The sequence below is a fragment of the Arenibacter arenosicollis genome (genome assembly GCF_014397245.1).
GTDB lineage: Bacteria > Bacteroidota > Bacteroidia > Flavobacteriales > Flavobacteriaceae > Arenibacter > Arenibacter arenosicollis.
Genome location: NZ_JACLHY010000024.1, coordinates 1 through 21,581, shown reverse-complemented (window position 1 = coordinate 21,581; position 21,581 = coordinate 1). Strand labels below are relative to the sequence as shown.

Genomic DNA, 21,581 nt, shown 5'->3' with positions numbered 1-21,581 from the left:
TTATAAATTCTCTAGAAGGTTGTCCAAATCGTCTTGACTAATATCGGCTTCAGGAAAATCTGAGGGCGTATATTCTCGAACCTCCTTGTTTTTGCAGTGCAAAATTATTTGATGCAAAACGGCATTATATTCAGAAACCAATTTTTCAATGGTAGTTGTCTTATATAAGTCAGTACTGTAACTCCAGTTAGAATACAATTGCCCATTTAGGATATATGCGTTAATCTCCAATCCATAACTTCGTTCACTTCTGGAATCACGACTGCCCTCCCACAATAAGTCATACCCTATATTCGACGTGTTTTCGTTAACCATTCGATTACCCAGATAATTAAATATCACCTGGGGTTGTTGATCAAGTTCTTCTATATTTATTTGTTCTTGGTTAAGATATTTGAGTATTCCATACCCTACACCATTATTCGGAACCTTTCTAAGTTGTTCTTTTACAGATTTGATTTGATCGCCTATATCCCTCTGCTTTATTACATTCAACGCAACTGGGAAATACGAGGTAAACCAACCAATGGTGCCCGATACGTCCAAATCCAAAATTTCTGCACTCCGACCGTGTTTTTCCATTCCAAGACAAATCCGATCTAAGTGGCTCCATTCATGAAGGACGGAAAGAAGTGCAGTTACCAACAACTCCTCAATCTTCGTGTTATAAACCCAATTTGCATCTTTCTGAAGCTTAAGAGTATCCTCCGATCCAAGCGAAGCTTGGTTTATTTCTATTGTACTCTCTTTATAATAATTCTTTTCACAAACAAAATCTGAAGGAAACATTTGAATATCGTTCTTCTGAGACTTCCAAAATGAAAGTTCTTCCTTGAGGTGTTTGGATTTGGAAAGTTCTTTTAGATATTCTCCCCATTTTTCAATCGATGCTGTCTTACCCGTAAATAATAATGGTTTATTGTCTTGAATCTGGTTGATGGCAACATTAAGATCATTAAATAGAATATTCCATGAAACTACGTCTATTACCAAGTGATGGGCTATTAGAAACACTTGATTCTCCTGTGTTTCTCCACAATTGAAATATATACATTTAAAAAGTTGACCATCGGACAATTTGGCCGACTCTTGAACAGCTACTAATAGTTCTTGAATTTTTATATCCTGTTCACCGGTATCGCTAATGAAGCTAACATCCTCTAAACGAAAGACTTTTATTTCATCTTTGGAATTTACTATGGCTTTCCAATATTCCGTCTTTACAAACTTGAGTCGAAGAGCATCATGGTAATAAACCAATTCTTCAATTGCCAATTGAATGATACTCCAATCTAGTTTCCCCACATTCAACAATCGGACCATTTGATTCCAATAATGTGGGGCATTTTGGTGCGTATTAAAAAACCAATGTTGAATAGGCGTCAAACTAACGTTACCTTCAACACTTTGCTCTTCAATTATATCAAGTGTTCCAATATTTGAAAAGAGCGCAAGATCTGCTATTGTTTGGTTCTCAAATATTTGATTGGCCTTTAACATTATATTTTTACTTCTCGCCTTGGCAACAATTTGAATACTCAATATAGAATCACCACCTATTTCAAAAAAATTATCGTATACACCGATTGGTGTCATATTCAATACCTCTTGCCAAATTTCGGTTAATGCAATTTCCAATTCATTTCTAGGGCCTTGAAATTTAGATGATAACGTCGTTACATTATTTTTTTCAGGTTTCGGCAAGCTTTTTCTATCAATTTTCCCGTTTGGCAAAAGAGGAAAATTGTCAATAGGGATGATTACAGAAGGGACCATATAATTCGGTAAACTTATTGCCAATTCTTTTTTGAGCTGCTCTATGTCAAGATTTTCTTGGCATTCCACATAAGCAATTAAATAACCTGCATTATCAGCTCCGCTAGCGGCATCAGATTTATTAGATTCGGATACCACAACTAAGGCCTTATCAACCGTTGGATTCTTGCGAATAACCTCCTCAATTTCATTTAACTCCACCCGGAATCCACGAATTTTAACCTGTTGGTCCGCCCTTCCCAAGAATAGCATTTCACCGTCATTACGGTACCTACCCAAATCCCCGGTTTTGTACAATTTATCTCCAACTACCTCCGAAAATGGATTATTAATGTAAGCCAAATCCGTTAAGTCAGGTCTGTTCAAATAAGTATTGGCCAGACCAGGTCCGCCTACATAAATTTCACCGACCGCTCCAAAAGGAACCAAATTTAGATTGGAATCAAGAAGGTATATTTCGGCATTTGCGACCGCACTCCCGATTGGGGTTATGTAACCTAAATTTTCATTTGTTATCCTATAAGCCATACACCAAACAGATGCTTCGGTCGGGCCGTATTCATTGTAAAGGCCTACATTCGGCAACTTACTGAAATGTGTGGTGCACAATGCTGCAGAACAGGCCTCTCCTGCGACCATAACGGTAGTAAGAGACTCTAGCTTAGACAAGTCACTATATTCTAAAAGAACTTTGTAAAGAGAAGGCAGCATCAGCGTATGGCTGATTTTTTTATCATTAATAATATCATTCATTTTGGCCACATCCTGTTCCAATCTCTTCTCGGATATTACCAAAGTGCCCCCGGTGCATAGTGTCCAAAAAATTCCCGCCTTGGAACTATCAAAAGCCACGGATGACATTAATAAAAATGCTGTAGGGTTTTCGGGATAAAACGAAAGCCGGCCTTCTGTAGAATTTATTATATTAGAGTGTGTAATGGGAACACCTTTTGGCTTACCTGTACTTCCAGATGTATAAATCACGTATGCCAAATCGAAACTTTTCACATCTGGAAATGCAATTGAATGGGATTCATTGGAATTGATTATCTCATTTATTAAAAGTTGGGTTCCTTTAAAAGAATTAAATTTAGACGATAAATTCGCCTGGGTAAGAACTATTGGGACTTTGGAATCCTCCAGCATAAATGAAATACGGCCCAAAGGGTAATCTGGATCTAAAGGCAAGTAAGCACACCCAGCTTTTAAAATACCTAACAAACCAGCGATCAAGGTGGTTGATCGTTCCATACACAATCCTATGATCTGTCTATCATTATTGCTATATGCCAGTATATGTTGAGCTATAGTATCTGATAAATCATCAAGTTCGCCGTATGTTAAATGTTCCGGCCCATAGACCAATGCAATGGCATCCTTCTTATCAGATGCTGAATGACGTATAATTTCGTGAATAGATTTATATGAGTCAAAGGGCCCAGGGCAAGTCGCTTTCTCTGGTAAAAGAATTTCTTTCTCCCTTTCTGTCATCATAGGAATAGCGGAAATATCAAACTTCGGATTGTCTGTAACTCCAATTAATACTAACCTAAAGTGATCCTGTAATTGTTCAATGGTAGTTTCATCAAACAAATCCGTTGAATATTCAAACTCTGTTAACAGCTGTCCATTTTCGTTTGCTACATAAAGTGTTAAATCAAATTTCGAGACACCGGTATTATAGAAATCATATGAGAGTTCTAAATCTTCACCAAAAAATGGCATAGGAAGAACATCATGATAAATAAACATTGTCCGTAAAAATGGATTGATTCCGGCTACCCTCTCTGGTTTCACTTCTCTGACCAAGACATCAAAAGAAATATCTTTATTACTAAACGCCTCAAGTACGGTTTGGCGTACGAGCTTTACTAAATCAAGAAATGATATTGGTAGTGAAAAATCCGTTCTTAATACAATGGTTTCATCGAAAAAACCGATTACATTTTCAAGCGTTTTTGAATTGCGAATAGAAATCGGAGAGCCAATAACTATATCATTTTGGCGACTATATCGAAACAATAAAACATAGTAAACGGATAACAATAATATAAAAGGTGTACATTCCGCTTCTTTTGATAGTTCTAAAATTTTGTTGGACAAGGATTTTGATAAAAGCTGTACGTTGGAATCACCTTTAAAGGTAGGATGGGCCGGATGAGGATAATCTATTGGCAGCTCAAGCTTGGGAATTTTTCCTGAAAGTTTATTTTTCCAATATTCTAATTGATTCTTGTCACTATCCCTACTCTGTTGCCAATATGCAAAGTCTGGAAATTGAATTCTGGACTGAATTTCGAAAATTTCAGAATTTGAGGGTAAAGACCTATAATATTTGGCCAATTGTTCCCGCAACAGTCCCATAGACCATTTATCAACGATAATATGGTGCATGGTAATAAACAAAATATGCTCGTTGGAATGTCTCTTAATAAGGGTTGTTCTTATTAGCGGTGGATTATTCAAATCAAAAGGATTTAGCGCATCGGAAGACATAATTTCCTCTATTCGCAAATCTTTTTCTGAGGCCAAAAGATCGCTTATATCATATTGTACCAAATTCACTTTAACCGAATCCTCGACATTTTGAAATGGAACCCCATCCTTAAAATGAAAAGAACACCTAAAAACCTCGTTCAGGTCAAATATGGTCTGTAGACTTTTTTTTAGATTTTCTATGACAAGTCGGCCTCTGAAAGTATAAATTTCAGAAGAATTATAAACCGGATTTTTGGGATATAAAGATTCGAGAAAAAAAAGTCTTTGTTGTCCTCCAGTAAGCGGAATGGTTGCTCCATAGGGCACCTTGCCTATAATGTCATTGGCCAATTTCCCTTTCTCCTTATTCTTCCATCTTCTTAAAATTGACATAGTACCTTTTCCGTTAAATTTACGACATTAAGATTTATAATAGTCTTCCCTGAGCCCAAGAGCCCTTAGTACGTCCCCCCCAAATCTTCTGATTTTCTCATCCAACACCATATCGTAATCAAAGGCGCGCTCCACAAACCAGTATAATGAAATAACAATCAGCAATACAGATAAATAAACAAGAAAACGAGGATAAAACTTTATTTTTCGTATAAAAAATAGAATTGGAAATATGAGGGCAATGATTGCGACTTGTCCAATTTCAACTCCTAAATTAAAACCAAACAAGGTTAAAGTGAGGAACTCGCCTTTTATTCCAAGATCGCCAAGAACACTTGCAAATCCAAAACCGTGAAACAGACCAAAAACAAAAGCAATTATCCAATCCCTACCTTTAAATATTGGGGTGATATTGTGATAAGCGGCAAGGCCTATAGATAAAGCTATAATGGATTCCACGACTCGGGAAGGCAAACTAACGATTTCCAATGAAGCCAATGTTAAAGTTATGGTATGTGCAATGGTGAAAAATGTTATGACCTTGATAATATATATGAAAGCCGGTTTAAATTTCTGAACTGGCTCCCATCCCCATATGTAATATTTAGATTCGGTTATCCCCGGTTCAACCTCAATTAATTTCTTTTTTCTACGGACAACTGATGGAAGGATCAATGCCAGCAAGAATAGAATATGATCCAAACCTATCCAAATATGCCATACCCCTTGTTTAACCATGGCCACAAACCCCTTCCAAATGGAAGAATCAGTAAGGGACAGAATTTTTGTACTCTCTTTCGGGGTAAAATCCAGGGCGATAATTGATTCATTATTAATTAAACCGGCCTTCCAGTTGTATTCGAAGGCCAACATATTTATATGATCGGGGTCTTCATCAAAAAGAACCGTATAGGTAACCTCTATCTCCTCAGGAAGTTCCAGCGAATTCTCCAGGTAAAAATGAAAACGTGCAAAAGAGGTTTTAACTACAGACATTATACTTATTTCATCTGTAAAAACGATTTTATATTCATCATTTCCAGATGAAAATCTCGTGTTTTCAAGTAAATAATCCTTCATTTGATTCAAATAAGGCTGAACATCTTCCGCTTTCGGGTTTTCCTTAAGTTGCAAACCAAAATATTTGTTCAAATCTTTGACATCTATTTCAAATCTACCCTCTACATTTTGGTTTTCATATACCCTCAAATAGATAAAACTATGGTTGGGTTGATGGGCAAAACCACTTACTGTTAAAATAAAAAAGAAAATTAAAGCTAAAGGAAAGTTAATATTTTTCATAATCGGTAGAGCAGTTATTTAATCAGGAAATACTATATCATAAAACACAGTAAATTAACAAATTACTTATAAATATGACATTATTTGTTATAACTTTTTAAGTGAGATGTAATTTTTCGATGAATTTATCAAATAATCAGACAACATACCTTTAGATTATTTGGTAATGCGCTTAGAAATAAATTAACTTTACATTAATAGGAGTATTCAACTATTTAAACCAATGAACACAGTATAAAACAACTTGTTCCCTGAAATTCGGAAAATGAATTACTCCCCTTAACTGACATCTAATAAACCGTTAATTCGTAATCCTAAAAAAGGAAGCGTTTAGTAGTTAGGCAAATATAAATGTATATGCCGAACTCCATTTTAAGGCAATGCAACCAACACATTGAAATTACTATATAGTAAAACCTATACTTTAACTTTTAATTCTTCGAAAATGCTGGCAGTAATGCCTATTATATACATCACCTAAATTTACATTGATAATGAAAGAATCAATAATTGAATTCATAAAAAATGAAATATCCAATAAAAGGCTCGAAACCATTAATGGAGACGATATGTTGTTCGATTTGGGGATACTTGATTCTTTAGGTATTATGCGACTTATAGGTTTTATTGAAGATAGAAGCCAAATAAAAGTTCCCTTTCAAGATTTAACCATAGAAAACTTTAGCACTGTTGATAGAATTGTTGCTTACATGTCCCGTCACCGGGTCTAATTAAAAAGGATAGATCATGCCAATTAAAACCACAAAAAGCCTACCACTCACTAAAAGCCAGCAACTCATTTGGATTGGGCAAAAATTAAATCCTAATGTTCCTTTATATAATGTACCCTACGCTTTTGAAATCTGTGGGAATATTTCAGATAAAGCTTTTGAATTAGCAATTCAAGCACTAATTGATCGAACGGAGATATTACGTACTGTTTTTAATGAGAAAAATACAACCGTTACTCAAAATATATTATCAGAATTTGCCTTCAGTTTGGAAAAATTCGATTTTACCCGGAATGTGGCCTTGCCCTCGGTACAAGACTGGCTACAGAAAAAAAGTGAATTCCCTTTTGATTTTACCAAACCTTTATTTGACACGGCACTTTTAAAAGTAGAAAAGGACAAATACATCTGGTACCTTAATCTACATCACCTAATTACTGACGCCACTACAACTGCACTTCTTTTTTCTTCAATGGCAAATTTATACCAAGGAGTGTTGGATAAAAATCTCTCAGCCATCCCTACTCCCCCTCCGTATAGTGATTTCATAGCATTCGAAGCAAAAAAAAGAATCTCTCCTGAACATATAAAAACTACCAATTATTGGAAAAATAAGGTTAAGGATATCCCTACTACCCCACAACTCTACGGGTCAAGGCAAAAAGTTGAAACCACCCGTACAAAAAGAGTGAACCTAGCTCTGGGCGCAACACGGACACATAAGCTTAAAGAATTGACACGAAATCCAAAGATTGGTTCATTGACAACAGATATGGGTCTATATACTCTTTTTTCCACCCTTCTTTTTATTTTTCTATATCGCATTAGTGGCCAATCAAAATTGTCAATCGGTTCTCCCATAAACAATCGCGTCTCACGGGATTTTAAAATAATACCCGGACTATTTGTTGAACTATTCCCCCTATGCTTGGAGCTCAATGACGACGATAGCTTTGCCTCAGTAATTGGGAAAATGAAGGCCGAGACAAACGAATATCTGCGAAACGCTCAAATCGGCTCTTCTTCGGCAGAGCTTAGTCGAAGTTTTAACACTGTTCTAAATTACATTAATACAACTTTTCCGAGTTTTAATGGTCTCCCTACTAAGTCGGTATGGATACACCCTAATCATTGCGACCCATCACACCAGTTACGATGTCATATTATAGACTTTGATTCCAAGGACAATTTGGAAATAATATTTGACCTGAATCTGGATATCTTCGATGAAAGCGAAATTGAATTTGTGCCGCAACATTTCTTAAATCTACTGGATGCTCTCCTAACGGATTTGGATCAACCTATAATACGCCCAGCCTTGGTTACCAGAAAAGAAATAAAAGAACTAATAGGGGTTTCGAATACCGCTGAAACAAGCCATTTTAAGGGAACCTTTTTGAAGCATTTCGAAAAAACGGTTCTCAATTATCCCAAAAGAATAGCTTTGGAGAATGGTGAAGATTTGATAAGCTATTTGGACCTTAACAATAGAGCAAATCAGTTGGCGAACTTTCTTATCAAAAACGGTATTAAGGAAAATGAAAAAGTAGGCCTACACCTATATAGAAGTCCTGATTACATTATTAGTGCCTTGGCCTTAATGAAAATTGGAGCTACATTTATTCCAATAGCTTCCGATCAGCCTGCAGGTAGAATAGGATTTCTTATCTCAAACTCTGATTGCTCATTGGTAATAACCGAAACAGACTTAAAGAAAAATATCACTGGAGAAACAAAAATATTGGACTTAAGAGAGGAAAGGGTAAGGATAAGTTCTGAACCTAAAATATCTACTGGGCATCAATTAAAAAAGTCCTGTATAGCCTATTACATATACACTTCAGGATCTACCGGCATGCCCAAGGGGGTTATGGTTTCTCACAAGGCCTTAAACAACTATTTACAATGGGCCTCTACCTACTATGAAATAGATGAAAATTCCGTTTTCCCTTTGTTCACTTCTATAGGTTTTGATCTAACAATATCCTCCACTTTTTTGCCTTTAATGAATGGAGGTAAGGTTGTAGTTTACCGAGAAGGAATGTTAGGGCCCGACATATCTTTAATTCAGGTACTGTCCGAAAATAAAGTTAATTCAATTAAACTTACCCCTGCTCATGTTAACCTTATGCACGGAAGCAACATACAAGATTCACTAATAAAGACCATGATTGTTGGAGGAGAGGACTTTAAGGTCAACGTAGCTAAAAATATTTATCACTATTTAGGGAGGGATGTCAATATTTTTAATGAATACGGGCCAACAGAAGCCACCGTAGGCTGTATTGTAAGTAAATTCAAATTAAAAAAGCATCAGCAGGTATCTGTGCCCATTGGTAAGGTAATAGCCAACATGAATGCCTATATACTTGATAACCACAAAAATTTAGTTCCCAAAGGAGTCGTAGGCGAACTTTTCTTGAGCGGAGCCAGCCTGGCAGAAGGATATGCCAATTTGGAAGAACTTACAAAACAAAAATTCATAGATGATACTATCAGGCCTGGAAAGAAAATGTACCGAACTGGAGATCTCGCCAGAATAAATCGTGATGGTGAAATGGAATTTCTAGGTCGTAATGACGAACAGATTAAATTAAACGGATTCAGAATAGAGTTGGCCGACATTGAGGCCAATTTATTGAAACATAAAGAAATTGATAATGCTTCGGTAGTCCTTATTGATGGACAAGAACGGTTACCGGAAAATGAAATACTAAACTGTGCGGAATGTGGACTGCCCAGTAACTATCCTAAATCTGATTTTGACGATGACGGAGTTTGTCATCTTTGTAATGCGTTTAAAAATTATAAAGAAAAAACAGATAAATATTTTAAAACAGAAAAGGATTTGCAACAATTGCTTTTTTCGCGGAAAGGATCAATTGCAAGCTATGATTGTTTATCGCTCCTTAGTGGGGGGAAGGACAGTACCTATGTTTTGGCTAGACTAATCAATATGGGCCTAAGAGTATTGGCATTTACCTTGGATAATGGCTACATATCAGATCAAGCCAAGGCAAACGTAGATAGAATTGTTCAGAAACTTGGTGTAGACCATATTTATGGTAGTACAACCCATATGAACAAAATTTTTGTGGACAGCCTGGATAGACACCATAACGTCTGTAATGGATGCTTTAAGACCATATATACGCTGAGCACCAAGGTTGCACTTGACAAGAAAATTCCATTTGTGATTACAGGACTTTCAAGGGGTCAATTTTTTGAGACACGGTTAACAGAAGAGCTTTTCTGGAATGATGATGCCGATACTACTACAATAGACCGAACCATTTTGGAGGCTCGTAAATTGTACCACCAAGAGAACGATGCTGTAAATCAACTTTTGGATGTATCCATGTTTAAGGATGAGGAGACGTTTAAAAAAGTCCAATTCGTTGACTTTTATAGGTATAGCGATGTTAGTCTGGAGGAAATGCTTGGCTATCTCAAAGAAAAAGTGGGATGGGTGCGACCAACCGATACGGGTAGATCCACCAATTGTTTGATCAATCAATTAGGCATCTATGTTCATAAAAAACAGCGGGGATATAGCAATTATTCCTTTCCCTATAGTTGGGATGTGCGCATGGGACATAAGACTAGAACTGAAACTTTGGAGGAAATAAATGAATATATCGATGAGAATGAAGTTAAGCGCATTATGAAAGAAATTGGATATGTAGAATCTAATTACAATGATATTAAAAGACCACAGCTTGTGGGATATTATACGGCAAAGACGAAAATTCCCCATCAAGAATTAACACAGCACCTCTTGAAAAAGCTTCCAAGCTATATGTTGCCCAACACATTTAAATATATGGAAACATTGCCCTTAACCAGCAATGGAAAAGTAGATAAGAAAGCTTTACGAAGCCTTAACCTTGTTCAACTCCAAATGGACACACCTTACGTTGAACCAAAAAACGAGATCGAGGTTCTATTGGAGGAAATTTGGAGGGAAGTGCTACTATTGGATAAAATAGGGATGCACGATAATTTCATTGACTTGGGAGGACATTCATTGGCTGCAATTCGGGTTACGGCGCGCATAAATGAAGAAGTTGAAATGAATTTTCCTTTGAACAAAATATTTGAATTACCAACCATTTCCGAATACGCTAAATATATTGAAGAAACCTTAATAACACTTATGGAAGAATAATATGCAAAATGGATTCAGAAAAGGCTTTAAGCCGTCTATTGTTAAATTCTTGGCCATTTTAATGGGCATATGCTATTTAATGAATCCATTACACCAACAATTTATTACAGTTTTTCATAAAATTTCACATGGACTTGATTTTCCAAATTTCGTTATACCACACGCAACTCCGTCTGACCATCAACAGTTGCACGGCAATCACTACCACTTTTATGAACAAACTTTTCACGATCATGTACTCCTAGATTTGGTGAGTTCTTTTTTCGAAGCGTCCAATGAGGATAACCGCTCCGACAATTCATTTTTTTTTACTACTGAACTAGATAAGCACCTGTTCTGTAATTTGCCGTTAAAATATGACATACATATTGTTATAACCGATAATTATTATAATATGGCCGAAAAAAATACCCAAAAGGGTTTCTTCCCAAAATCGGTTAAACCTCCCTTGCATTAAATTGGCCAATGCTAATAGGGCTTCATACTTTTCCCAATTTATTGAATTTGATTTCACAGGCTTTTTTGGTAGCCTATAGAGCATTGTCTTTATTAGAATTAACTACCCATAAATACAGGGTAAAATCATCCATTGAAAATATGGTTTGAATCTAATGTAAACTAAATAAAAAACTATGAAAAATTATATAATCTTTTTTGTGTTCTTTATTCCCTTCATAGGTGTAAAAGCACATGAACTAAACGGCTCTATAGTCTCGGAGGACAATGTACCTTTAGACGGGGTAGGTGTTTATAACAAGACTACTGGGGGATATACCTATTCAAATGTTTCAGGATATTTCGAATTGGACGATATTTCGCTTGGCGACATCATCTTCTTCTACAGTCTTGGATATCAAAACTATCAAATTACAATAAGTGAAAATCAATTGGATGGCACCATTGATGTAATACTTAAAGAATCAGCTGTATCACTAGATCAAGTAATTTTGGTTTCCAAAGTCAATGCGTTAAGTCAATTTGTAAATGTAGATGTTAAAGCAAACCCCGTTAAATCATCACAGGAGATATTGAGAAAAGTACCAGGACTAATCATTGGCCAACACGCCGGTGGTGGCAAAGCGGAGCAAATATTCTTAAGGGGATTTGATATTGATCACGGAACAGATATTAGCATTAATGTAGATGGACTTCCTGTAAATATGGTTTCCCATGCCCATGGTCAGGGCTATGCCGATATGCATTTTATAATTCCAGAAACTATTGATAATATTGATTTTGGAAAAGGGGCATATTACGCAGACCAGGGAAATTTTAATACCGCTGGATATGTTGACATTAAAACAAAAAAAAGAATAGATGACAACCTATTATCACTTGAGACCGGAATGTTCAATACTATCCGAACCCTGGGTATGTTTAAAATTGTGGAAGATGATTTTAGCCATGGGTATGTGGCTTCCGAACTGGTGCTTTCAGATGGTGCATTTGATTCCCCCCAAAATTTCAATCGCATTAATATGATGGCGCGCTATAATTTCAACAATAGGGAGAATCAGGAATTAAGTCTTACATTATCACATTTTCAAAGTAAATGGGATGCTTCTGGCCAAATACCACAGCGTTCAATTGACCAAGGTGTTATCGGGAGATTTGGAGCTATTGACGATACCGAAGGAGGCAATACCAGCAGATCTAACTTTCTAGCCAACCACAAAAAACTGATTAACGAGCATTCCAATGTATTATCAAAAGCATATATATCAAAATATGATTTTGAATTGTTTTCCAACTTCACCTTTTTCTTGGAAGACCCTATTAACGGGGATCAAATACACCAAATGGAAGAAAGAACAATCATTGGTGCAGAAACCAAATATGAGCATTCCATCCATGTAGGCGATCACGACTCCCAATTAAAATATGAAACGGGCATTGGTTTCAGATATGATGACGTAAATGAAGTTCAATTATCCAAAACCAAGAATAGGCAAGAATTATTGCAAAGGTTGGCATACGGAAATATAGATGAATTGAACGGCTACAGTTTTTTCAACTTAACCTATAAAAAAAACAAATGGACTTTTAATCCAGGCCTAAGATTGGATTATTTTAAATTCGATTATGAAAACCTATTATCCGAAACCTATAATAACAAAAGTGAGCATAAACTTTTTTTGGGACCCAAGCTAAATATTATTTATGCTGTATCACAAGGGTTACAAATGTTTGGGAAAACAGGGATAGGATTTCATTCCAATGACACTAGGGTGGTAACAGCAAATAATGGCAAAGAAATTCTTCCTGCCGCCTATTCTGCAGATATTGGGGCCATCATAAAACCTATCGGCAAATTAATGTTGAATGCAGCACTTTGGACACTCTTTTTGGAGCAGGAATTTGTTTATGTTGGAGATGCGGGAATAGTAGAGCCTAGTGGTAAAACTAAACGCTTCGGTATAGATTTTGGTCTGCGGTACCAATTTACAGATTGGTTATACCTCAACGGTGATATCAATTACACTTATGCAAGGAGTACCGAAGAACCCGAAGGTGCAGATTATATACCTTTATCTCCAGATTTAACTTCTTCTGGTGGCATTTCATTTAGGAATATTGGTGATTTTTCAGGTAGTATCAATTATAGATTGATAAAAAATAGACCGGCCAACGAAGATAACTCTATTGTGGCCAAAGGATATACGGTTACAGATATGAATGTCAATTACACTATTAAAAATTGGACTATAGGTCTAATTGTTGAGAATCTATTTGACACGGAATGGAATGAAACACAGTTTGCAACGGAAAGTAGGTTGCAAAATGAGCCATCTTCAGTGGAAGAAATTCACTTCACACCTGGGAGTCCATTTTATCTTAGAGGAAAGGTAACTGTGAATTTTTAGAGATTACTAGATGCCAGTAGTTAGAATGCTCAAAATTGGGTTACTAAAATACTTTAAAAAGTAAATAGACCTAGTTGGTGTGTATAAATGATTTTAAATCAATTTAAATAATACATATCCATCAACATAAGGTCTATAACTTTTTAAATAGCTCTATGGTCTGATCCAAGTTCTTATCAGACCCTTTTAAAATACCCTTTTCCTTAAATAAATTGAAAATCATTTTTTTCTCTGATGCACTAAAAGTACGATCCTTAAACCAATCATTTATTACGATCTTCTCGTTCTCCTCATGGGCCAATTGCTCTATTTCACCTGAAACAATGTGCCAATACACCCACCTGTTGCTGGCCAGTGCAAAACCAATATCACCATTGATAAGAGACCTTACAGGTTTGTTTCTTAATCTCTCCCCGTTGTCCAAAACAGCCAAAGTTTTGGTAAGTCGAACCACCTCAGAAAAAGAATACCTGAAAAAATCGCCAAATCCGTTTTGACTTACATTATATAATTTGTCTCCTACTTTTAATTCTTCCATCTAAAAAAGGAAACAAAAATAAAACTCCATTAAGGTAATATAAACCTTATCGCCCATAACTTATAAACAATACCTAATCATAGTATGAAGCAAAAACAGATTTTTCCTTTAAATTGCCAACCCATTTTTAACATTTCCATGGTTACCATTAATTCAATTCGTTTACATTTGTCCTTATAAAAACTATTATAATGAATATTGAGCGAGAATTGGGAAAAAGGAGTAATCACCAATGTGAGTTATGTGCAAGTCCCGAAAAATTAAGCGTATTGGAAGTTCAACCCCCTAGAAATCGCGATTTAGAAGACAATCTATTAGTTTGTGAAATCTGTAGGGATCAAATAGAAAATCCGGACAATACAGACCCCAATCACTGGCGATGTTTAAATGATAGCATGTGGAGCGAGCATACTCCAGTGAAGGTAATCGCTTGGCGCATGTTGAGCAGACGAAGACAGGAAGGTTGGCCTCAAGATTTATTGGATATGATGTATTTGGAGGAAGATATATTGGAATGGGCCAAGGCAACAGGAGAAGGTGCTCCGTCCGAAAATCAAATTATTCATCGGGACAGTAACGGTGCCGTTATCGAAGCCGGCGATAGCGTTGTTCTTATCAAAGACTTACCAGTAAAGGGATCAAGCATGGTAGCTAAAAGAGGTACTGCTGTAAGGCGTGTTTCCTTAGACCATGAAAATGCGGAATATATTGAAGGCAAGGTAGACGGACAACAAATTGTTATCCTGACGAAATTTGTTAAGAAATTGTAATGCCTTTTTACTTTTACATTCTTAAGCATAGAGAGCAATAATATTAATTAATGTCGACCACTAAAATATTTTTTATGGTCAAGGTTAATATCAAATAGTTCATGGCACGAAAAGACCCATATGCTGCGCTTAGATATAAGGAGTTCAACGTTTTTTTACTTGTCCGTTTTGCTATGGTTTTTGCCTGGTCCATGCAATTTGTCGTCATAGAATGGGAAGTATATTCTTTGACCAAAAATCCCCTTTCCCTAGGGCTAATAGGACTTATGGAGGTAATTCCAGCAGTATCCTTGGCTTTGTTCGCCGGTCACATTGTTGATCAAAAAGAAAAAAAAGGTTTACTTGTTAAATGTATTTTAGGCTTTTCCATAATAAGCTTGGGGTTGTTTCTTCTTACCTGGCCCCAAATAGTAAGTGATTGGTCCAAGAACAGTGTTTTGTATTCCATCTATTTTTTGGTATTTCTTGGTGGTATTGTTAGGGCTTTTTTAGGGCCGACCATATTTTCGTTATTTGCATTGATAGTTCCAAAAAAAGTATATCCCAATGCAGCTACTTGGAGTAGTTCTGTTTGGCAAATGGCAGCTGTTCTCGGGCCTGCTTTAGCGGGTTTTAGCATAAATTTAATCGGGGTACATTGGTCCATGTGTCTAATCTTTGCCTTTTCTTTAATGGCTCTTATAATTTTGACCAAAATTGAAAAGAAACCCATTTTAAATCCGAATATTGGCGAACCCGTCATGAAAAGTTTAAAAGAGGGTGTAAAATTTGTATTTGGAACAAAGATTATTTTGGGAGCCATTACCTTGGATATGGTTGCTGTGCTCTTTGGGGGAGCCGTAGCACTTTTGCCCATTTATGCCCAAGATATATTGAAAGTTGGGCCAGAGGGGTTTGGAATTCTAAGAGCTGCCCCGGCAGTGGGTGCATTGGTTATTATGTTTACCTCCGCTTATTTTCCTTTGAATAAACGTGCTGGTCTAAAACTACTGGGATCCATTTTTGGGTTTGGGCTTTGCATAATTGTATTCGGACTTTCCACCTGGTTTTGGATTTCGGTAATCGCGCTCTTTTTCAGTGGAGTTACCGATGGAATTTCCATGATCATAAGACAAACTATTTTACAACTAAGGACACCAGATCATATGCGTGGCAGGGTAGCTTCAGTGAATTCCATGTTCGTAGGGTCCTCGAATGAATTGGGCGCCTTCGAGAGTGGACTTACAGCTAAATTGATGGGAACGGTTACAGCAGTAGTTTTTGGTGGATGTATGACCTTAATTACAGTGTTTTTCACGGGAGCCATCTCCCCTACTTTTAGAAAATTAGATCTGCGGAAGGATATGGAAGAACACGAAAGCAGTTAGTAGTATTGGATTCCATTGGTAAGAAACGATTAGAGGGAGAAGATAATTTCGTATTCCAAACAGCACTTACACATTGCCTATTATGGTTTATAAATAAGTATCCATTCCGGATTGTTGGGATCCTTGCTTTCAGTAACACATTTAAATCCATTTTTCTCGTAGAAAGATCGTAGACCCTCCTCCTCAATAGTGAGCCAATAAGATTGATTTGGAAATTTTACTTTTAACGCCATAAGCCATTTGGAGCCCAAAGCTTGATTTCTGTATTTGGGATCTACGAATAAAAAGCCGATATATTGAAAGCCCAATTCCACGTATTTTTGGCCCTCTTCAATTTCAAAAACCGTCATATTTGGAGGAGCCCCATTAAAGACAATGCCTCCTGCCGCTAATTCCCCATCATTTTTAAAAACATAGATACGGGCACCCCTTTTATAATCTTCCCATATGGGAACAATTATATCCTGCCAATCTTTGGGTAGAATTTTAAAAAAATCCCGACCATCGGATCCAATATTTATCAACTCCATAGAAAATGATTTGCCATCATTTATATCCCCCTCTTATAACAGACCCCATGACCAAAGGCGGTCAAAATCATCGGACCATCTATCCCCAATATCCGTTCTGTAATAAACGTTATTTATAATAATATTGCTTATCCTATTCTGCATCATTTTTTGGGCATCCTTCATAGTTAATCCAGTACCAGTAACCAAAAGGGCAATACCCGTATTACCTGTAATTAACCATTCGTCATTAATTTTCTTAAGGTGCATTGGATGCACGCCTTCTTTCATATCCTTCTTAAATACGATTACAGAATCTTTTGAAAATAGTTCAAAGGTTTTTTTATCCTCAAAGGGAAAAGGGGGTACCACCATATATGCGCCGACCTGAAATCCTTTTCTAACGTTAATCTTAAAATTCTGTCCGGCAGCTAATTTATAAAACATGTTTCCTAGGGGTTCCAAAATTCCGGCCCGTTGTATAAATATCTGTGGATATCCAAATCTGGAGGTAAATTCAAGGGGATAAATACCGTTGCCATTTACTATACAATTAATATCCAATTGACCTATAAAACCTCCCTTGGCCAAATTGCTTTCGAACTTTTTCAAAGTAGCCTCGAAAATAGGGGAATCTTTGGTCCAAAACATACTGGACCCCATTTCCCCTGTAGATACACCCAATTCCTTTGGAAATAGTTTTTTGTGTTCGAATGTAATATTTATGGGATAAATAAACTCCTTGCCATTGAAATAGGCAGAAGCCGATACCTCCACTCCTTTTACCTTCCGCTGCAGTTGAAAATTACCAAAATCATTTCCCCAAGATTTCTCATAAGCCTTTAAAACCCGAATTACATCCAGCCCTTCATCATCACTTCCCACAAAAAGCAATTGTTTGTATTCCTGGGTTTCGCCTGATGGTTTTATCACATAGGCATTTGGATGGGTCTTGACATAATCTATTGCATCCTGAAAATTAAAAAACTCTTTGGATGGTAATATTTTAATTCCCTGCTTTTTCAATTCTGCCTGACCAAAACTTCGGTCTAACTCCAAAAGATCGGAATATTCCGTACCTCCCACTACTAATTTACCTTGTGCCCTTAATTCCGAACATATTTTACCATATCCTGTGTAGTCAAATATCAGAACATCGGCCCAATCGACCTGACTTCTCCAATCTTTTACCTTTTGAACAAATCCATACCCAATTTCCCTGGAGGGTTTATCCTCAATGTACATTTTAACAGCATGGCCTTCGCCCAGTATGGCTACGGCCATATCCAATGTTTCTCCCCAACGGGAGACAATCAAGAAATTTCGACTAATCTCTATTTGATTTTTTAATTTCTCTTTTTTCAATTTATTATGATATTTTTTTTAGTGTTAATTAGAAAATAAATCGAATTTATACAAGTTAATAGTAAAAAAACAGCCTGATTACCAGCGATTTCCCCTCTAAAACAAAACAATTTTGATAAATCTTCGTTAATGTAATTCGGCGTCCAATATTTTGGACCGTTTAGCACAACCAAAGTATGCCCGAATTTAAGTGTAGGTTTCAATTTACTAAGCTAGTGCCCAATAGTATATAATTTTGAAACAAATATATGTGAAAATTAAATATCTAATTAAAATATAAGGTAGAATATTATACACAAAACTAGTCCAATAGCGGACTTGTATAGCCAAATAGTGAGATCTGACCATCCACTTTATTAAACCTATTGATATACTTCATAAATATCAAATTCTTCAAATGTTCCAAATATTGAATAAGAGAAAATTTCTGGTTGACTATCTAGGACACTTCGTAGATATCCATAACCATATTTTACCGGGAATAGATGATGGGGCAGAAAACACTACGGACTCCTTAAACATAATAAAAGGTTTTGATGAAATAGGAATTTCGCATATTATAACTACACCACATGTAAGTCAAAATTACTACCCAAACACCTCCGAATCTATAAATTCTGCACATAAAAAGGTTCAAAACGAATTATTAAATTTAGGCATGAAGCACATTGCATTGGAATCATCTTCAGAATATATGATCGATTCTAATTTTGAGAATTTATTGGACCAAAAAATGTTTATGCCAATTCGCAATAAATTTTTGTTGGTAGAAATACCTTTTCTACAAACACCAATCAACTTTGACCAAGCTATATTCAAAATTGCGGCTAGGGGGTACTTTCCTATATTGGCCCATCCAGAACGCTACTTCTTTCTCCATACCGATTACAGAAAATACCACGACTTTAAATCCAAAGGAATTTTTCTGCAATTAAATTTATTGTCACTCAGTAACTATTATGGAAAGCAAGTGTTCAAAATTGCAGAAAAGCTTCTGTTGGACAATTATATAGACTTTGCTGGTACGGATATACACAATGTACAACAATTGGAATTACTCAAAAATATAAAACTTAGTAATAGTACCTTAAATAGGCTAATTCCCATTCTAAATAGGAACGTGGAAACCTTCTATTAAATTTTCTCTTGACCGCAAATCAAAACATATGGGCATTCATTTAAATTTGTAGTCAAAAACACTAATGCAGTGATGGATATTCATAAAAACTAATTAATTAAATCCTACCTTTGCGGGAAATTACCATTCATGTTACATTTTTTTCAAAAGAAAAAATTCCTAGTTGACTCCCTTGAAAATTTTATAGATATCCATAATCACATTCTTCCTGGAATTGACGATGGTGCCAAAAATGTTGACGATTCTTTGATATTGATAAAGGGATTTTCAGATTTTGGGGTTAACAAATTTATTTTCACTCCACACGTTATACATAACTATTATCCCAATACACCTGAAACCATTGAAAAAGCTTTCTGCTCCTTAAAGGAAGCTTTGACTAAAACCGGTATGGATAAGTTTAATATAAACGCTTCCGCAGAACATATGATAGATGCCAACTTTGAGCATCTCTTGGAAAATGAAGCAATAATGCCTTTAAATAAGAAGTACTTATTAATAGAAATGTCGTATTTACAGCCATCCATAAATTTTAAAGATGCCATATTGAAAATAGCAGAACATCACTATTTTCCAATATTGGCACACCCAGAACGCTATGGTTATCTTCATAATAATTTTTCAAAATATAAGAAATACAAAAAACAAGGCATTTTGTTTCAGTTGAACCTTTTGTCTTTAAGTGATTATTATGGTAAAGAAGTTCAAAAAACAGCTATAAGATTAATGGAGGAAGGATTAATTGACTTTGTAGCATCCGACGTACACAATTTACATCAACTCACATTGCTAAAGAACATTAAGATCACAGATAAATTGCTGACACAGCTATTACCTCTAATTGAAAACACTAATATTAATTTTGATTAATACGATTAAGTTTTAATTTTCCTTAACCCTCATATGAGACTTTACTTCTTCCTTATTATCTAATTAACGCATTTAATACTTGCTTATATTTTCAACCATAGTACCCTATATTAACTACTGACCAATACTTACTCAATTTCAAATTAACCTATTTTGTTTCAATTAGGACCAATTGCGAATGCACACTTTTGTTAATTTTATAGGAGCAATCGTTTGTTATTTAACGTGCCAATTATAGGTTCAAATAAAAATCTCTCGCCAATCACATTTGGCATCTTTCAAATAGATATAAAGCTTTAATCTTTTTGGAATAAAAAGGCTTTGAACACCCATCATATAAAAAAGGGAACAGACATAAAAATGTCCGTTCCCTTTTCATAATTTATTTGATTTTCTTTTAATTCCTTACCACGAGCCTAACAGGCAACAACACATCATTGTCCATTACCAGCGTGATATAATAAACACCATCTGTCAATGAGTAAATGGGAACAACGTAGTGATCGTCCATTAATACTGGATTCAGGATAACCCCTATATATCTTCCAGTAGAATCATGTACGTATATTACCTTTACCGATTGGTCATCAGGAGCATTGATTACGAAGACGTTAGCGCTCTCCTTAGTAGGATTCGGCGCGATAATCGCCTTCAATTCTTCCTCTGACTCAGGTTGCGTAACGGTTATTGTTATAAACTCTGTATCTGTTAAGAAACCATCGGAAACCGTTAGTTCAACTCTGTAAATACCAGGTTCTTCAAAAACGTGAACTGGATCGGTCGTAGAACTCGTAGGTGTACCATCCTTAAAATCCCATAAATATGACGTTATACCTACATCGTCCATAGAATTGCTGCCCGTAAAGGTCACCGTTAAAGGTGCTGAACCTGAATCTATATTAGCAGTAGCAACAGCTACCGGAGCTCCGTTGCTAGGACCCACCGTTACGTTCCAAGTAAAGGAGACCGTGGTAGACTCCGCAGGAGTACCGTCGTCCGTTACCGTTACCTCTACAGCATAAGGACTGTTCGCGGCTGCACCCGTGACTATAGTACCACTGATAAGACCTGTTGCCGTATCTATGGATAGCCCCGTCGGCAATGTAATGGCCGAATAGGTCATACCATCGTCCTCCATATCGGTGGCGACAACCTGTAGGGAAACCGTATTACCCACAAGACTGTTCTGTACACCTGGATTGGTGACCACTGGTGCCTGGTTCACAGGCACATCCGTTACGTTCCAGGTAAAGGAGACCGTGGTTGACTCCGCAGGAGTACCGTCGTCCGTTACCGTTACCTCTACAGCATA

At 36.3% G+C, this 21,581-nt stretch carries 14 protein-coding genes; 8 read left to right on the top strand and 6 right to left on the bottom strand.

Annotation, left to right across the window (positions count from 1 at the left end; genetic code table 11):
• Window positions 1-4,647, bottom strand: a complete 4,647-nt coding sequence (locus H4O18_RS18075; protein ID WP_187587242.1) for a non-ribosomal peptide synthetase — start codon at window positions 4,645-4,647, stop codon at window positions 1-3.
• Window positions 4,648-4,674: 27 nt separating this feature from the next.
• Entirely contained in the window at window positions 4,675-5,949 is a 1,275-nt protein-coding gene (locus tag H4O18_RS18070) for a HupE/UreJ family protein (RefSeq protein WP_187587240.1), read from the bottom strand.
• Between the two features lie 494 nt (window positions 5,950-6,443).
• On the opposite strand from H4O18_RS18070, the gene H4O18_RS18065 reads away from it, so the two are divergent.
• From H4O18_RS18065 to H4O18_RS18050, 4 genes are all read left to right on the top strand, one after another.
• Window positions 6,444-6,680, top strand: a complete 237-nt coding sequence (locus H4O18_RS18065) for an acyl carrier protein (protein ID WP_187587238.1) — start codon at window positions 6,444-6,446, stop codon at window positions 6,678-6,680.
• A gap of 16 nt (window positions 6,681-6,696) precedes the next feature.
• Complete coding sequence (locus tag H4O18_RS18060; protein WP_187587236.1) at window positions 6,697-10,848, top strand: non-ribosomal peptide synthetase; 4,152 nt, start codon at window positions 6,697-6,699, stop codon at window positions 10,846-10,848.
• Window position 10,849: 1 nt separating this feature from the next.
• Window positions 10,850-11,305, top strand: a complete 456-nt coding sequence (locus H4O18_RS18055; protein WP_187587234.1) for a hypothetical protein — start codon at window positions 10,850-10,852, stop codon at window positions 11,303-11,305.
• A gap of 175 nt (window positions 11,306-11,480) precedes the next feature.
• On the top strand, window positions 11,481-13,712 hold the full coding sequence (locus H4O18_RS18050) for a TonB-dependent receptor (RefSeq protein WP_187587232.1): 2,232 nt from the start codon (window positions 11,481-11,483) through the stop codon (window positions 13,710-13,712).
• A gap of 133 nt (window positions 13,713-13,845) precedes the next feature.
• On the opposite strand, the gene H4O18_RS18045 is transcribed toward H4O18_RS18050, so the two are convergent.
• Complete coding sequence (locus tag H4O18_RS18045; protein WP_187587230.1) at window positions 13,846-14,250, bottom strand: pyruvate kinase; 405 nt, start codon at window positions 14,248-14,250, stop codon at window positions 13,846-13,848.
• A 191-nt stretch (window positions 14,251-14,441) separates the two neighbouring features.
• On the opposite strand from H4O18_RS18045, the gene H4O18_RS18040 reads away from it, so the two are divergent.
• Together H4O18_RS18040 and H4O18_RS18035 are read left to right on the top strand one after the other, a co-directional pair.
• A complete protein-coding gene (locus tag H4O18_RS18040; protein WP_187587228.1) occupies window positions 14,442-15,020 on the top strand; it encodes a PhnA domain-containing protein in 579 nt (192 codons plus the stop codon).
• Between the two features lie 101 nt (window positions 15,021-15,121).
• Window positions 15,122-16,387, top strand: coding sequence for an MFS transporter (locus H4O18_RS18035; RefSeq protein WP_187587226.1), 1,266 nt, complete (start codon window positions 15,122-15,124; stop codon window positions 16,385-16,387).
• Window positions 16,388-16,467: 80 nt separating this feature from the next.
• Here the strand turns inward: H4O18_RS18035 and H4O18_RS18030 are convergent, their stop codons facing one another.
• Both H4O18_RS18030 and H4O18_RS18025 read right to left on the bottom strand, forming a co-directional pair.
• Window positions 16,468-16,917 carry a GNAT family N-acetyltransferase gene (locus H4O18_RS18030; protein ID WP_187587224.1) on the bottom strand — a complete coding sequence of 150 codons (450 nt, stop codon included), beginning with the start codon at window positions 16,915-16,917 and terminating at the stop codon, window positions 16,468-16,470.
• Between the two features lie 33 nt (window positions 16,918-16,950).
• Window positions 16,951-18,261 carry a phosphoribosylamine--glycine ligase gene (locus tag H4O18_RS18025; RefSeq protein ID WP_246474412.1) on the bottom strand — a complete coding sequence of 437 codons (1,311 nt, stop codon included), beginning with the start codon at window positions 18,259-18,261 and terminating at the stop codon, window positions 16,951-16,953.
• A gap of 409 nt (window positions 18,262-18,670) precedes the next feature.
• Here H4O18_RS18025 and H4O18_RS18020 point away from each other — a divergent pair, with 409 nt between their 5' ends.
• Together H4O18_RS18020 and H4O18_RS18015 are read left to right on the top strand one after the other, a co-directional pair.
• Window positions 18,671-19,399 carry a tyrosine-protein phosphatase gene (locus H4O18_RS18020; RefSeq protein WP_246474410.1) on the top strand — a complete coding sequence of 243 codons (729 nt, stop codon included), beginning with the start codon at window positions 18,671-18,673 and terminating at the stop codon, window positions 19,397-19,399.
• 129 nt (window positions 19,400-19,528) lie between these two features.
• Window positions 19,529-20,269 carry a tyrosine-protein phosphatase gene (locus tag H4O18_RS18015; protein ID WP_187587220.1) on the top strand — a complete coding sequence of 247 codons (741 nt, stop codon included), beginning with the start codon at window positions 19,529-19,531 and terminating at the stop codon, window positions 20,267-20,269.
• 397 nt (window positions 20,270-20,666) lie between these two features.
• On the opposite strand, the gene H4O18_RS18010 is transcribed toward H4O18_RS18015, so the two are convergent.
• The coding region (locus H4O18_RS18010) for a PKD domain-containing protein (protein ID WP_187587218.1) at window positions 20,667-21,581 on the bottom strand (915 nt) is incomplete at its 5' end.

What these genes read in the sequence shown, in the direction of transcription:
- H4O18_RS18075 (WP_187587242.1), bottom strand. Translation starts at nt 4,647, where the DNA reads ATGTCAATTTTAAGAAGATGGAAGAATAAGGAGAAAGGGAAATTGGCC.
- H4O18_RS18070 (WP_187587240.1), bottom strand. Translation starts at nt 5,949, where the DNA reads ATGAAAAATATTAACTTTCCTTTAGCTTTAATTTTCTTTTTTATTTTA.
- H4O18_RS18065 (WP_187587238.1), top strand. Translation starts at nt 6,444, where the DNA reads ATGAAAGAATCAATAATTGAATTCATAAAAAATGAAATATCCAATAAA.
- H4O18_RS18060 (WP_187587236.1), top strand. Translation starts at nt 6,697, where the DNA reads ATGCCAATTAAAACCACAAAAAGCCTACCACTCACTAAAAGCCAGCAA.
- H4O18_RS18055 (WP_187587234.1), top strand. Translation starts at nt 10,850, where the DNA reads ATGCAAAATGGATTCAGAAAAGGCTTTAAGCCGTCTATTGTTAAATTC.
- H4O18_RS18050 (WP_187587232.1), top strand. Translation starts at nt 11,481, where the DNA reads ATGAAAAATTATATAATCTTTTTTGTGTTCTTTATTCCCTTCATAGGT.
- H4O18_RS18045 (WP_187587230.1), bottom strand. Translation starts at nt 14,250, where the DNA reads ATGGAAGAATTAAAAGTAGGAGACAAATTATATAATGTAAGTCAAAAC.
- H4O18_RS18040 (WP_187587228.1), top strand. Translation starts at nt 14,442, where the DNA reads ATGAATATTGAGCGAGAATTGGGAAAAAGGAGTAATCACCAATGTGAG.
- H4O18_RS18035 (WP_187587226.1), top strand. Translation starts at nt 15,122, where the DNA reads ATGGCACGAAAAGACCCATATGCTGCGCTTAGATATAAGGAGTTCAAC.
- H4O18_RS18030 (WP_187587224.1), bottom strand. Translation starts at nt 16,917, where the DNA reads ATGGAGTTGATAAATATTGGATCCGATGGTCGGGATTTTTTTAAAATT.
- H4O18_RS18015 (WP_187587220.1), top strand. Translation starts at nt 19,529, where the DNA reads ATGTTACATTTTTTTCAAAAGAAAAAATTCCTAGTTGACTCCCTTGAA.